This is a genomic window from Streptomyces sp. NPDC050439 (assembly GCF_040655335.1).
GTDB lineage: Bacteria > Actinomycetota > Actinomycetes > Streptomycetales > Streptomycetaceae > Streptomyces.
Window position 1 is genome coordinate 452,533 of record NZ_JBFAJT010000002.1, and the last position, 13,119, is coordinate 465,651.

The 13,119-nt window shown below is 70.6% G+C and carries 15 protein-coding genes; 9 read left to right on the forward strand and 6 right to left on the reverse strand.

The window, feature by feature from the left end:
• Positions 1-36 precede the first annotated feature (36 nt).
• Positions 37-837 carry a GNAT family N-acetyltransferase gene (locus tag AB0I66_RS09125; RefSeq protein WP_363207117.1) on the forward strand — a complete coding sequence of 267 codons (801 nt, stop codon included), beginning with the start codon at positions 37-39 and terminating at the stop codon, positions 835-837.
• Here AB0I66_RS09125 and AB0I66_RS09130 read toward each other — a convergent pair.
• From AB0I66_RS09130 to AB0I66_RS09140, 3 genes are all read right to left on the reverse strand, one after another.
• A complete protein-coding gene (locus AB0I66_RS09130; protein ID WP_363207118.1) occupies positions 834-1,391 on the reverse strand; it encodes an isochorismatase family protein in 558 nt (185 codons plus the stop codon). The two genes, AB0I66_RS09125 and AB0I66_RS09130, sit on opposite strands and share 4 nt — an antisense overlap.
• Positions 1,392-1,480: 89 nt before the next feature.
• Positions 1,481-1,924, reverse strand: coding sequence for a MarR family transcriptional regulator (locus AB0I66_RS09135; RefSeq protein ID WP_363207119.1), 444 nt, complete (start codon positions 1,922-1,924; stop codon positions 1,481-1,483).
• 92 nt (positions 1,925-2,016) lie between these two features.
• Entirely contained in the window at positions 2,017-3,243 is a 1,227-nt protein-coding gene (locus AB0I66_RS09140) for an acyl-CoA dehydrogenase family protein (RefSeq protein WP_363207120.1), read from the reverse strand.
• A 167-nt stretch (positions 3,244-3,410) separates the two neighbouring features.
• On the opposite strand from AB0I66_RS09140, the gene AB0I66_RS09145 reads away from it, so the two are divergent.
• The gene (locus AB0I66_RS09145) at positions 3,411-4,058 is read left to right on the forward strand and encodes a TetR family transcriptional regulator (protein WP_363207121.1); all 648 of its coding nucleotides are present in this window, start codon (positions 3,411-3,413) and stop codon (positions 4,056-4,058) included.
• Between the two features lie 31 nt (positions 4,059-4,089).
• Here the strand turns inward: AB0I66_RS09145 and def are convergent, their stop codons facing one another.
• Positions 4,090-4,629: a peptide deformylase gene (gene def, locus AB0I66_RS09150; RefSeq protein WP_363207122.1), complete on the reverse strand. Its 540-nt coding sequence runs from the start codon at positions 4,627-4,629 to the stop codon at positions 4,090-4,092.
• Positions 4,630-4,771: 142 nt separating this feature from the next.
• On the opposite strand from def, the gene AB0I66_RS09155 reads away from it, so the two are divergent.
• The 5 genes from AB0I66_RS09155 to AB0I66_RS09175 all read left to right on the forward strand — a co-directional run bounded on the left by AB0I66_RS09155 (position 4,772) and on the right by AB0I66_RS09175 (position 9,272).
• Positions 4,772-6,010: a MurT ligase domain-containing protein gene (locus AB0I66_RS09155; protein WP_344519320.1), complete on the forward strand. Its 1,239-nt coding sequence runs from the start codon at positions 4,772-4,774 to the stop codon at positions 6,008-6,010.
• Between the two features lie 40 nt (positions 6,011-6,050).
• On the forward strand, positions 6,051-6,779 hold the full coding sequence (locus AB0I66_RS09160) for a glutamine amidotransferase (protein WP_363207123.1): 729 nt from the start codon (positions 6,051-6,053) through the stop codon (positions 6,777-6,779).
• Positions 6,780-6,942: 163 nt separating this feature from the next.
• On the forward strand, positions 6,943-7,968 hold the full coding sequence (locus tag AB0I66_RS09165; protein ID WP_363207124.1) for a 6-phosphofructokinase: 1,026 nt from the start codon (positions 6,943-6,945) through the stop codon (positions 7,966-7,968).
• Between the two features lie 104 nt (positions 7,969-8,072).
• Positions 8,073-9,026, forward strand: coding sequence for a cytochrome c oxidase assembly protein (locus AB0I66_RS09170; protein WP_363207125.1), 954 nt, complete (start codon positions 8,073-8,075; stop codon positions 9,024-9,026).
• An 84-nt stretch (positions 9,027-9,110) separates the two neighbouring features.
• Positions 9,111-9,272 (forward strand): hypothetical protein, encoded by a 162-nt coding sequence (locus AB0I66_RS09175; protein WP_190078913.1) that lies wholly within the window; start codon positions 9,111-9,113, stop codon positions 9,270-9,272.
• 228 nt (positions 9,273-9,500) lie between these two features.
• Here the strand turns inward: AB0I66_RS09175 and AB0I66_RS09180 are convergent, their stop codons facing one another.
• Positions 9,501-9,920, reverse strand: a complete 420-nt coding sequence (locus tag AB0I66_RS09180; RefSeq protein ID WP_363207126.1) for an SSI family serine proteinase inhibitor — start codon at positions 9,918-9,920, stop codon at positions 9,501-9,503.
• 289 nt (positions 9,921-10,209) lie between these two features.
• Here AB0I66_RS09180 and AB0I66_RS09185 point away from each other — a divergent pair, with 289 nt between their 5' ends.
• Both AB0I66_RS09185 and AB0I66_RS09190 read left to right on the forward strand, forming a co-directional pair.
• Positions 10,210-10,938: a lysophospholipid acyltransferase family protein gene (locus AB0I66_RS09185; RefSeq protein WP_363207127.1), complete on the forward strand. Its 729-nt coding sequence runs from the start codon at positions 10,210-10,212 to the stop codon at positions 10,936-10,938.
• Between the two features lie 23 nt (positions 10,939-10,961).
• The gene (locus AB0I66_RS09190) at positions 10,962-11,459 is read left to right on the forward strand and encodes a YbaK/EbsC family protein (protein ID WP_363207128.1); all 498 of its coding nucleotides are present in this window, start codon (positions 10,962-10,964) and stop codon (positions 11,457-11,459) included.
• Positions 11,460-11,516: 57 nt separating this feature from the next.
• Here AB0I66_RS09190 and AB0I66_RS09195 read toward each other — a convergent pair whose 3' ends face one another.
• Positions 11,517-13,052, reverse strand: a complete 1,536-nt coding sequence (locus AB0I66_RS09195; RefSeq protein ID WP_363207849.1) for an alpha/beta hydrolase — start codon at positions 13,050-13,052, stop codon at positions 11,517-11,519.
• Positions 13,053-13,119 lie beyond the last annotated feature (67 nt).

A 13,119-nucleotide genomic window follows, 5' to 3' on the forward strand; every position in this document is an offset into this window, starting at 1 on the left:
GTTGCCGCGTCCCGCCGCCGCTGCTGAAGTGCCCGCATGGATCATCAAGCGGTACTGACGGCGTACGACCGGCAGATCCGGCGCGGCGCACAGGCGGACAGCCCCGGTGCGCGCGTCGAGCGGGACGGAGGCGTCGTCCGGCAGACCGGCGCGGCGCACGACTGGAACGGCGTCCACTGGGCGGACATCGACGAGGCCACGGCGGACGCCGTCATCGCCGAGCAGGTCCGCCACTTCACCTCGCTCGGGCGCGACTTCGAGTGGAAGCTGCACTCCCACGACCGCCCGGCCGACCTCGCCGACCGGCTGCGGGCGGCCGGTTTCGTCCCGGAGCCGCCGGAGACCGTGATGGTGGCCGAGGTCGCCGATCTGTCCACGGAGCCCGAACTGCCCGCGGGGGTGAGCCTGCTCCCGGTGACCGACGCGTCCGGCGTGCGGCTCATGGCGGACGCCCACAACGTGGCCTTCGGCGAGGACAGCGCGGCACTCGGCGAACGCCTCGCCCAGCGCGTCCTCACCCAGCTGACCGAAGCCCCCGACACCATCGTCGCGGTGGTCGCGATGGCCGGTGACGTACCGGTGAGCTCGGCCCGGATGGAGTTCTCCCCCGGCACCGACTTCGCCGGCCTGTGGGGCGGCGGCACCGCGCCGCAGTGGCGGGGCAAGGGCATCTACCGCGCCCTGGTCGCGTACCGCACCCGCATCGCCGCCGCCCGCGGCTACCGCTACCTCCAGGTGGACGCCTCCGACGACAGCCGCCCGATCCTGCGGCGCCTGGGCTTCGCACCGCTGAGCGTGACGACGCCGTACGTCTACGCGCCCCAGGCGCAGATCTAGGACGCCTGGAGCAGCTTCGCGATCGCCTCCGCCGTGTCCGTCTCGCCGAGCCTGGGGAAGATCTTCTCGATGCTGTTGCGGTGCGCCTGGGCGTCCATGTCGGTCACCGCGTCCACGGCGACCGTGACGTGGTAGCCGTGCTCGTGTGCCGCGCGGGCCGTCGACTCGACGCCGATGCTCGTCGCGATGCCGGCGACGACGACCTGGGTGACGCCCCGGCGGCGCAGCTGGAGGTCGAGGTCGGTGCCGTAGAAGGCGCCCCACTGCTGCTTGGTGACGACGATGTCGCTGTCCTGGCGGCCGAGTTCGGGGACCAGGTCGGCCCAGTCGGCGGGCACCTCGCCGCCGCGGGCGGGGCCTTCGGTGCGCCCGGGGGCGCCGCCGGTGACCCGGACGAGGACCACCGGCAGGCCGCGCTCGCGGAAGGCACCGGCGAGCCGGGCCGACCGTTCGACGATCTCCGCGGCGGGGTGGGCCGTGGGCAGGGCGGTGATGCCCTTCTGGAGGTCGACGAGGACGAGGGCCGTGGTGGGGTCGAGGGTGGTGGCAGTCATGGCTCAGATCTTTCGTACGTGGGCGGGGCCGGGGAGTTGATCGTCGGCGGCGTCGGGCTTCGGTCTCGGACGCGCCGGGACCGGCACTCTCACTGGTGCACCAGTCGCTCCAACAGCACGACCGCGTCGGACAGTTGGCGTTGCTCGTCGGCATCGAGGCCGTCGGTGATGGCGCCCGACAGCCATCCGTGCTTGGCGGCGCGCGCGTCCGCGAGGGTGCGGCGCCCCTTTTCCGTCACCGAGACGACGGACTGCCGCCCGTCGCTGGGATCGGGGGCGCGCTCGACCAGCTCCATGCTCTCCAGGGCGCCCACCGTCATCCGCATCGACTGCGGCCGCACGAGCTCCGTGCGGGCCAGGGCGGCCGTGGTGGCGGGCCCCTCCCGGTCCAGGAGCGCGAGGACGGTGCGCTGCGACGCACTGAGCCCGGCCCCGGGCGACGCCGTCCGCAGCCGCCGCACGACGCGTCCGAGCACGGCCGTGAGATCGGCGGCGAGCTGCTCGGGGGTCGGGTCGCCGGGCTTTTCGGTCATGGAACGACCGTAGGAGATGGACAGGCAAACTTGCAAACTTGCCTGTCCATCTCCTACGTCATCAAGCTGGTGCCGCAGGCGCCCAGCGGCGCCTAGCGAATCGGCATCCCCGACAGCGTGCGCGCGATCACCAGACGCTGGATCTCGCTCGTGCCCTCGAAGATCGTGTAGATCGCGGCATCCCGGTGCATCCGCTCCACCGGGTACTCACGCGTGAAGCCGTTGCCGCCGAGGATCTGCACCGCCTGCGCGGTGACCTTCTTGGCGACCTCGCTCGCGTACAGCTTCGACATCGACCCCTCGGCCGACTCGAACTTCTTGCCCGTGCTCGCCATCCACGAGGCACGCCAGACGAGCAGACGGGCTGCGTCGATCTGCGTACGCATGTCGGCGAGCTGGAAGGCGACGCCCTGGTTGTCGATGATCGGGCGACCGAACTGCGTACGCGTCTTGGCGTACTCCAGGGCCTCCTCGTACGCGGCGCGCGCGGTGCCGACGGCCATGGCGCCGACCGCCGGGCGAGACGCCTCGAAGGTGGCCATCGCCGCGTTCTTCACGCGCTCGCCGCCCTTCTTGGCGCGCTCCTTGGCGCGGGCCAGGCGCTCGTCGAGCTTCTCCTTGCCGCCGAGCAGGCAGTGGCCGGGGACGCGGACGTCCTCCAGGACGACCTCGGCGGTGTGCGAGGCGCGGATGCCGTGCTTCTTGAACTTCTGGCCCTGGGAGAGGCCGGGGGTGTTCGGCGGGATGATGAAGGAGGCGTGGCCCTTGGAGCCGAGCTCGGGGTCGACGACCGCGACGACGACATGGACGTTGGCGATGCCGCCGTTGGTCGCCCAGGTCTTGGTGCCGTTGAGGACCCACTCGTCCTTGGCCTCGTCGTAGACGGCGCGGGTGCGCATCGCCGCCACGTCGGAGCCGGCGTCGGGCTCGGAGGAGCAGAAGGCGGCGACCTTTACGTCGTTCACGTCGCCGTACATCTGCGGTATCCAGGTGCCGATCTGCTCCTCGGTGCCATTGGCGAGCACGCCGACGGCGGCCAGACCGGTGCCCATGATGGACAGGCCGATGCCCGCGTCACCCCAGAAGATCTCCTCGGTGGCCATCACGATGCCGAGGCCCGTGGGGTCGAAGAACTGCTGGGCGTAGAAGTCCAGGGAGTAGATCCCCAGCTTCGACGCCTCCTGGATGATCGGCCAAGGGGTCTCCTCGCGCTCGTCCCACTCGGCGGCGGCAGGCCGGATCACGTCAGCGGCGAACCCGTGGAGCCAGTCCCGGACCTCCTTCTGTTCGTCGTTGAGCTCCATGGTGAACTCGGCCATGACCCCTCCAGGACCTGCGGTGAAGACGTGCGTTACTTGCGGTAACTGGAGTCTGTTACTGGCGGGTAGCCGATGTCAACTCCCGGCCGCCCGTTCGATCGCCGTCGCACGCGGGGTGTTACGTTGCGCGTGCGTCACGCAATCGCATGGGCGGGGAGAGAATCGCTATGGAGACCACCACACAGCAGACCGATCAGCAACGGTCTGCCGAGCGCCGGCGGCGCGAGTTGCTGGAGGCCGCCGACCGGGTGGTGCTCCGCGACGGCCCCGGCGCCTCGATGAACGCCATCGCCGCGGAGGCCGGCATCACCAAGCCGATCCTGTACCGGCACTTCGGCGACAAGGGCGGCCTGTACGCCGCGCTCGCCAAGCGGCACACCGACGCACTCCTCGAAGCGCTGCGCGCGGCCCTGGACGCCCCGGCCGAGCGGCGCGAGCGCGTCGAGCAGACCCTGGACACCTACCTCGCGGCGATCGAGGCCCGCCCGCAGGTCTACCGCTTCCTCATGCACCCCTCGGACGCCGCCGCCCCCGGCGACCAGGGCTTCGACGTGGGACTGCACTCCGCACCCGTCCTGCGCCGCATGGGCGAGGAGCTCGCGCAGGTCATCGAGGAGCGGGTCGACCTCGGACCGGGCAGCGCGCAGCTCGCTCGTGTGTGGGGCCACGGCATCGTCGGCATGATGCACGCGGCGGGCGACTGGTGGCTGGGCGAACGCCCCTGCCCGCGCGCCGAGTTGGTCAGCAGCCTGGCCGACCTGCTGTGGGGACGCCTCGCGGCGGCGGGCGACCGCGTCGGCGGCCCCGGCTTCTGAAGGCCTTTCAGGAGCGGCCCGACGCGAGACGTCAGCTGCTCCAGGGCGCCCTGGCGGCGGCCCGCAGAACCTTGCGCCGCCGCCATCCCGTGACGCGATCGGTGTAGACGCCGCCCTCCACGTGGTCGCACTCGTGCTGCAGGCAGCGCGCGAACCAGCCGGTCCCGTGCACCCGCACCGGCTCACCGAGCATCGTGACGCCCTCCACCACCGCGTGGTCGAAGCGCGGCGTGCCCGCCTCCAGACCCGGCAGCGAGAGACAGCCCTCCGGCCCGCGCACGACCACCCCGTCGGCCTCCACGAGGCGGGGGTTCACCACGTACCCGAGATGACGCACATCGTCGTCGTCCGGGCAGTCGTACACGAAGACCCGCCGGTTCACGCCGATCTGGTTGGCCGCCAGACCCACGCCCTGGGCCGCGTACATCGTGGCGTACATGTCCTCGATGAGCCGGGCCAGTTCGGGACCGAAGTCGGCGACCTCCTCACAGGGCTTGTGCAGCACGGGGTCACCGAGCAGTGTCAGAGGTCGTACGCGCCCCGAGGCGCCCGGGATCGAGCCGTGTCGCATGGCCGCAAGGGTACGGTCCTTGGTGAACCCCGGGGTCGGGGTGGTGCCGCGGTTCGGGCTGGACAATGGATCTCGATAGGCTGAGGTTCATCGCGTTGCCGGGGGCAGGCGCGGCGCCGTAAGCAAGGAGGATCCAGAACTGATGGCAGGCAACACGGACCCGCTGTCGCCGCGGGCCAAGCTGGCCGTGACGGCGGGCAAGGCGGCCGCGGCGGTGTCGCGCGCGGCGGGCCGCGGCAGCGGATCGGTGATCGGCGGCCGCGTATCGCTCAAACTCGACCCCGACCTGCTCGGGCGTCTCGCCACGCACCTGGACGTGGTGCTCGTCTCCGCCACGAACGGCAAGACGACCACGACCCGGCTGCTCGCCGAGGCGCTGCGCGCCAGCGGGCCCGTCGTGTCGAACGCGCTGGGCGCGAACATGCCGGCCGGGATCACCTCGGCCCTCGCGGGCGGCTCGGACGCCCGTTTCGGCGTGATCGAGGTCGACGAGAAGTATCTCGCCGGTGTCGCCCGCGACGTGGAGCCCAAGGCGATCGCGCTGCTCAACCTCTCGCGCGACCAGCTGGACCGTGCCGCGGAGACCCGCATGATGGCCGAGAACTGGCGCGAGGGCCTGGCAGGCTCCAAGGCGGTCGTGATCGCCAACGCGGACGACCCGCTGGTCGTCTGGGCGGCGTCCTCGTCGCCGAACGTCGTGTGGGTGGCCGCCGGACAGGAGTGGAAGGACGACGCCTGGTCGTGCCCCTCCTGCGGTGGTGTCATGCAGCGCCCCGGCGACGACTGGTTCTGCGGCGAGTGCGGCTTCCGCCGCCCCGCGCCCAGCTGGGTGCTCTCCGGCGACCACGTCCTCGACCCGCACGGCTCGGCCTGGCCGATCCATCTGCAGCTGCCGGGCCGCGCGAACAAGGCCAACGCCACCACGTCGGCCGCCGTCGCCGCCGTCTTCGGCGTGCCGCCGCAGGTCGCCCTGGAGCGGATGTACCAGGTGCAGGCCGTCGCCGGACGCTATGACGTCGTGCAGTTCCAGGGCCGTGACCTGCGCCTGCTCCTCGCGAAGAACCCCGCGGGCTGGCTCGAGACGTTTTCGCTGATCGACCCGCCGCCCACCCCGGTGGTGCTGTCCGTGAACGCCCGCGGCGCCGACGGCACCGACACCTCCTGGCTGTGGGACGTCGACTACACGCGCCTGGCCGGTCACCCGATCTTCGTGCTCGGCGACCGCAAGCTGGACCTCGCCGTGCGTCTCGAGGTCGCCGGCCTGGACTTCAGGGTCTGCGAGTCCCTCGACGAGGCCGTGCAGCTGGCGCCGCCCGGACGCATCGAGACGATCGCGAACTACACCGCGTTCCAGGACCTGCGCCGCCGCGTCGGCAACTGACCCCACCAGACCCTCTAGACCCTCGTAGGGACGAATGAGCATGAGCGACAACAGCCTGCGGCTGGTGTGGGTCTACCCCGACCTGCTCAGCACGTACGGAGACCAGGGCAACGCCCTGGTCGTGGAGCGCCGCGCCCACCAGCGCGGCCTCCAGGTCGAGCGCTACGACGTGCGCAGCGACCAGCCGATCCCCACCTCCGGCGACATCTACCTGATCGGCGGCGGTGAGGACCGCCCGCAGCGCCTGGCGGCCGAGCGCCTGCGCCGCGACGGCGGACTGCAGCGCGCCGTGGGCAACGGCGCGATCGTCTTCTCGGTGTGCGCGGGCTACCAGATCCTGGGCCAGGAGTTCATCAACGACCTCGGCCAGCGCGAGCCGGGCCTGGGCCTGCTCGACGTGATCTCCACCCGCGGCGAGGGCGACCGCTGCGTCGGCGACGTCCTGGGCGACATCGACCCGCAGCTGGGCCTGCCCCCGCTGACCGGCTTCGAGAACCACCAGGGCATCACGCACATCGGCCCCTCCGCACGGCCCTTGGCACGTGTCTCGCTGGGCCGTGGCAACGGCACGGGCGACGGCACCGAGGGCGCGTACAACGGCACCGTCTTCGGCACGTACATGCACGGTCCCGTCCTGGCCCGCAACCCGCTGATCGCGGACCTGCTCCTGAAGCTGGCCCTCGACGTGAACGCGCTGCCGCCGACCGACGACCGGTGGTACGAGGCGCTGCGCGCCGAGCGCATGAACGCGGCGCAGCAGCCCGCCTGAGGCCATTGCCGCACAGGTGAGCGGCACAGTCCAGCAGTCGGACGCCCGGTGCGGCCCCGCCCCCTGCCGCCTATAGGGTGGCGGGGTTCCCGCCGGACGACGTGGTCCGGATTCCGGCCCACGCAGCAAAAGGGCCCCTCTTTATGAAAGACGTTGGCGGGCTATGCGCATTGGTGTCCTCACGTCCGGCGGCGACTGCCCCGGTCTCAACGCCGTCATCCGCTCGGTCGTGCACCGTGCCGTCGTCGACCACGGCGACGAGGTCATCGGCTTCCACGACGGCTGGCGCGGTCTGCTCGAATGCGACTACCGCAAGCTCGACCTGGACGCGGTGGGCGGCATCCTGGCGCGAGGCGGAACGATTCTCGGCTCCTCCCGTGTCCAGCCCGCGCATCTGCGCGACGGCGTCGAGCGGGCCAAGGGCCACCTCGCCGACCTGGGCCTGGACGCGGTCATCCCGATCGGCGGCGAAGGCACGCTGAAGGCGGCCCGGCTCCTTTCGGACGCCGGTCTGCCGATCGTCGGGGTGCCCAAGACGATCGACAACGACATCGCGGTCACCGACGTGACGTTCGGCTTCGACACCGCCGTCGGCGTGGCGACCGAGGCCCTGGACCGGCTCAAGACGACCGCCGAGTCGCACCAGCGGGTCCTGATCGTCGAGGTCATGGGCCGGCACACCGGCTGGATCGCACTGCACTCGGGCATGGCGGCGGGCGCGCACGCGATCGTCGTGCCGGAGCGGCCCTTCGACATCGAGGAACTGGCGCGGAAGGTCGGCGAGCGCTTCTCCGCGGGCAAGAAGTTCGCGATCGTCGTGGCCGCCGAGGGCGCCAAGCCCCGCGAGGGCACAATGGACTTCGACGAGGGCACCAAGGACATGTACGGCCACGAGCGGTTCGCGGGCATCGCCACGCGGCTCTCCGGCGAACTGGAGCAGCGCCTGGGCAAGGAGGCGCGCCCGGTGATCCTCGGACACGTCCAGCGCGGCGGCACCCCCACCGCGTACGACCGTGTCCTCGCCACCCGGTTCGGCTGGCACGCCGTGGAGGCCGTGCACCGCGGCGAGTTCGGCAAGATGACGGCGCTGCGCGGCACGGACATCACGATGGTCCCGCTCGCCGAGGCCGTCGAAACGCTCAAGACGGTGCCGGACGAGCGCTACGCCGAGGCGGAGTGCGTGCTCTGAGCCCACCCTCTTTTCGAACGGCCCCCGGACGCGTCGGCGTCCGGGGGCCGTTCTAGTCTGGTGCGGACACACAGCGCACAACCGCACGAATCAGGAGCCAGTGGATGGATCACAGCGGGCACGGCATGAACATGGATCTGCCGCCGTTCACGCTGGGGCGCGGGCTCGAGCTCTCGGCCGACCCCTTCTTCCTCATCGGCTCCCTGGTGGCCCTCGCGCTCTACGGCTGGGGTGTGGTCCGCCTCGTACGGCGCGGTGACAAGTGGCCGGTCGGGCGCACCGTCTCCTTCGTGGTGGGCGTGCTGACCATCCTGCTCGTCATGTGCACCAAGCTGAACGACTACGGCATGGTCATGTTCAGCGTGCACATGGTGCAGCACATGATCATCAGCATGCTGTCGCCGATCCTGATCCTGATGGGCGCGCCGATCACCCTCGCCCTGCGCGCGCTGCCTGTCTCGGCCCGCCGCGGCCACAAGGGCCCGCGCGAGTGGCTGCTGTGGGTCCTGCAGAGCCGCTACATGCGGATCATCACGCACCCCGCGTTCACGATCCCGCTGTTCATCGCGAGCCTGTACGCGCTGTACTTCACCCCGCTCTTCGACACCCTGATGGGGTCCAAGGTGGGCCACATCGGGATGATGGTGCACTTCCTCGCGGTCGGCCTGGTCTTCTTTTGGCCGATCATGGGCGTGGACCCGGGGCCGCACCGGCCCGGATACATCATGCGGATGCTGGAGCTGTTCGCCGGCATGCCGTTCCACGCGTTCTTCGGCATCGCCCTGATGATGGCGTCCGAGCCGATGGTCGGCACCTACAAGAATCCGCCGTCCTCGCTCGGCATCGACGCCCTCGCCGATCAGACGGCCGCCGGAGGCATCGCCTGGGCGTTCAGCGAGGTGCCGTCGGTCCTCGTGCTGCTCGCGCTGCTCTTCCAGTGGTACCGCTCCGAACAGCGCCAGGCACGGCGCACGGACCGGGCCGCGGACCGTGACGGCGACAAGGAGCTGGAGGCGTACAACGCCTATCTCGCCTCACTGGCCGCGCGCGGGCGCTAGCGGCGAAGGGTCTTCGCAGGCGAGGATGGTCTCAGGCCGCGGTCTTGGCGTCGAGGCGCCGGGCTGCCGGGAGGAGGCAGGGCGATGCCTGATTCTACGAAGACGATGGGTGTATTCACCATCGGAGGCTTGGTCGCGGTGACCGCGTACACGGTCGCGCTGGGGAGCAACGGCTGGCTGTGGTTCGGCTGGGTCGTCATCGGAATGCTCACACTGGCGATGGTGCTCTCGCGCAGTACGCCCTAGGGCCCTTCTGACGGATCTCCGTGGGAGAAGGAGCGGCATTCGGTGCGTGCGCTCGGCGCGCGGTGTGAAGGGTCATGTGGCGGAGCCACCTGTCCCTTCACACCGTGCGGCGAGAGTGCGTGCCGGGCGTCGCGACGCCACGGAGATCCGTCAGAAGGGCCCTAGGCGCCGCACACCGCCGAGGAAAGGTGCGGGGCGGCGCCCTGGGGTGGGCGTCGGCCGACGTCGTCAGAAGCGGAAGACGGCGCCCGTCGAGTAGCCCATCTCGCAGGCGTTGCCGTACGTCTTGTTCCAGCTGACCGGCTTGCCCCGGTACAGCCCCGTCGCGCTCACGGTGACCGGGGCGTACTGCTTGGTGCAGATCCCCGACTTCGTCGTCGGCAGCGCGTCGAAGTCGCCGCCCGCCTTGTCGATCGCCGCGCAGGCCGCAGCCGCGTGCGGATGGTGCGCCGGCCGCTGGGTCACGCAGTCGAGCAGCACCCCGCGCACCCAGGCGTTGTCCTGCCCCGTGACGGTGAGGAAGACGCCGCTCGACCGCTCGGGGGCCGTCTCCCCCGCCGCGTGGGCGGGCGCGGCGACGGCGAGGGAGACCAGCGCGGCGGCGGTGGCCGCGGCCGGGCGCAGGCGGGACGTGGGACGAGACCTCATGGGGACCTCCTGGTGACGGTGACGTACTGCGTCGGAGAGAGGCCAGGCCACCCCCGGCACCCGCCGCCCGCGCGAGCGACACGCCGGACGCTCACCCGGACGTGTGGAGGGCGAGGTCCGTACGGGCGCCTCACCGGCCAGGCGTGCGATCACGCCAAGGGACCGAGGCCGCCCGGCTTCGCTCCCTTCTCCCGTCGCGGCGACGCACTTAAACTGACCGCTGCGCGAGGACCCGTGACCTGCGACGACGCAGCACCCAGGCCGGTCCACCTACGTCAAGGAGCAACGGGTGTTCTACTACCTGCTCAAGTACGTCGTCCTGGGGCCGCTGCTGCGGCTCATGTTCCGGCCGCGCATCGAGGGTCTTGAGCATGTACCGGAGTCGGGGGCGGCGATCGTGGCGGGCAACCATCTCTCGTTCTCGGACCACTTCCTGATGCCCGCCATCATCAAGCGGCGGATCACCTTCCTCGCGAAGGCCGAGTACTTCACGGGCCCCGGCGTCAGGGGCCGTCTGACGGCCGCGTTCTTCCGCAGCGCCGGGCAGATCCCGGTGGACCGCTCCGGCAAGGAGGCGGGCCAGGCCGCGATCCGCGAGGGCCTCGGGGTGCTGCGCAAGGGTGAGCTGCTCGGCATCTATCCGGAGGGCACCCGCTCGCACGACGGGCGCCTCTACAAGGGCAAGGTCGGCGTCGCCGCGATGGCGCTCAAGGCGCAGGTCCCGGTGATCCCCTGCGCGATGATCGGCACGTTCGAGGCGCAGCCGCCGGGCCAGAAGGTGCCGAACTTCCAGAGCGTGGCCATCCGCTTCGGCGCCCCGCTGGACTTCTCGCGCTATGCGGGCATGGAGAACGAGAAGGCGGTCCTGCGGGCCGTCACGGACGAGATCATGTACGCCATCCTCGGGCTCTCCGGACAGGAGTACGTCGACAAGTACGCCGCGGTCGTCAAGGCCGAGGAAGCCGAGCGCGCCGCCGCGGCGAGCAGGCGTAAATTCCCCCGGATGCCGCTGAGTTGATGCCCTGACGTACGGTCGCACCCATGAGCGAACACACCCTGTACACGAAACTCGTCGGGCTGCTCGACGAGCGGGGCGCGGCGTACCGCGTCATCGAGCACGAGGCGGAGGGCGCCACGGAGGCGGTGAGCGCGCTGCGGGGCAACACGCTGCAGCAGGCCGCCAAGTGCATCGTGGTGATGGTGAAGATCGGCAAGAAGACGAAGCGGTACGTGCTCGCCGTGGTGCCCGGCGACCGGCGTGTCGACCTGAACGCCGTCAAGCAACTCCTGGGCGGGACGTACGCGGGCTTCGCGACGCAGGAAGCGGCCGAGCGGCTCGCGGGCAGCGTGAGCGGCACGATCCTGCCGATCTCCTTCGACCCCGAGCTGGAGCTGGTCGTGGATCCGGGGCTGCTCGCCCATGAGGAGATCTTCTTCAACGCGGCGCGTCTGGACCGTTCGCTGGCGTTGCGGACCGCGGACTACGTGGCGATCGCGGAGCCGCGTACGGCAGCGATCGCGCAGGAGGCGGCGGCATAGCAGAAGGGGGCGGCCGGATCGCTCCGGTCGCCCCCTTCAATGCCTAACGGCAGACCGTCACGGCTTGGGCGTGGCGTGCGGAGCGCACGTCACGTCCTTGCTGTCCACCTTGCCGGTCAGCAGGTAGGTGTCGACACGGTCGTTGAGGCACGGGTTGACCAGGTTCGTGATGCCGTGCGAGCCGGCGTCCTTCTCCGTGATCAGACGCGAGCCCTTGAACCGCTTGTGCAGCTCGACGGCGCCCCCGTACGGGGTCGCCGCGTCACGCGTCGCCTGCGCGATGAGCACGGGCGGCAGACCCTTGCCGGTCTTGACCTCGACGGGCTCGTGCTGCTTGCTCGACCAGGTCGCGCAGGGCAGGTTCATCCAGGCGTTGGCCCATGTCATGAACGGGTTGTCGCGGTGGATGCGGGTGTTGTCCCGGTCCCACTTCTTCCAGCTGGTCGGCCACTTGGCGTCCGCGCACTCGACGGCCGTGTAGACGGCGTTGCTGTTCTCCGACGCGATGTTGCCCGCGGTGTCCGACAGGTCGGGGCTGGCTGCCTCGATCAGCGGCTTGGCGTCACCGGCGACGTACTTGCTGAAGTTCGTCGCGATCGACACCCAGACGGAGTCGTAGTACGGGGCGCTCTGGAAGTAGGCGATGAGCTCGGCGGGGCCGACGACTCCGCCGAGCGGCTCCTTCTTCGCGGCGGCACGCAGCTTGTCCCAGTTCTTGGCGACCTTGTCCGCGGTGTCCCCGAGGTGGAAGGTGGCGTCGTACTTGGCGACCCACTTCATCCAGTCCTTGAGACGGATCTCGAAGGCGACGTCCTGGTCGAGGTTGGCCTCGTACCAGATCTTCTCCTTCGAGGGGTTGACCACCGAGTCGACGACCATGCGGCGCACGTGCGACGGGAAGAGCGTCCCGTAGACCGCGCCGAGGTAGGTGCCGTAGGAGACGCCGAGGAAGTTCAGCTTCTTCTCGCCGAGCGCGGCCCGGATGACGTCCAGGTCACGCGCGGTGTTCGGCGTCGTCATGTGCGGCAGCATGTCGCCGCTGCGCTCGGCGCAGCCGTCCGCGTACTCGGCGGCGAGCTTGCGCTGGGCGCGCTTGTCCGCCTCGGAGTCCGGCACCGGGTCGAGCTTGGGGGCCTTGACGAACTCCTGCGGGTCCACGCACGAGATGGGCGCCGAGTGGCCGACGCCGCGCGGGTCGAAGCCCACGAAGTCGTAGGCCTTGGCCGTCTTCTCCCAGAGCTTGGCCTTGGTGGCCACGCGGTTGGGGAAGCGGAGCCCGGAACCGCCGGGGCCGCCGGGGTTGTAGACGAGCGCGCCCTGGCGCTCCTTCTTCGTCCCGGTGTTGCCGATGTGGTCGACGGCGAGCTTGATCTTCTTGCCGTTGGGCTTGGCGTAATCGACCGGGACGGTCACCCAACCGCACGTGACGGCCTTCTCCAGACCCCAGTCCGCGGGGCACGCCTGCCAGTCGATGCCGGCCTTGGCGGCACGCCGGGCGGCGATCGCCACACCGCGCGCCTCGGAGCTGGTCCGCTGGCGGGCCTCAGCGCTGCCGCTGCCCTGGCGGGCGTCGGCATTGGCGACCGGTGCCATGATCGCGCCCGCTATGAGCGAGCCCGTGATCAGCGTGCCGGCTGCGCCGAATGCTGTGGTGCGTCTC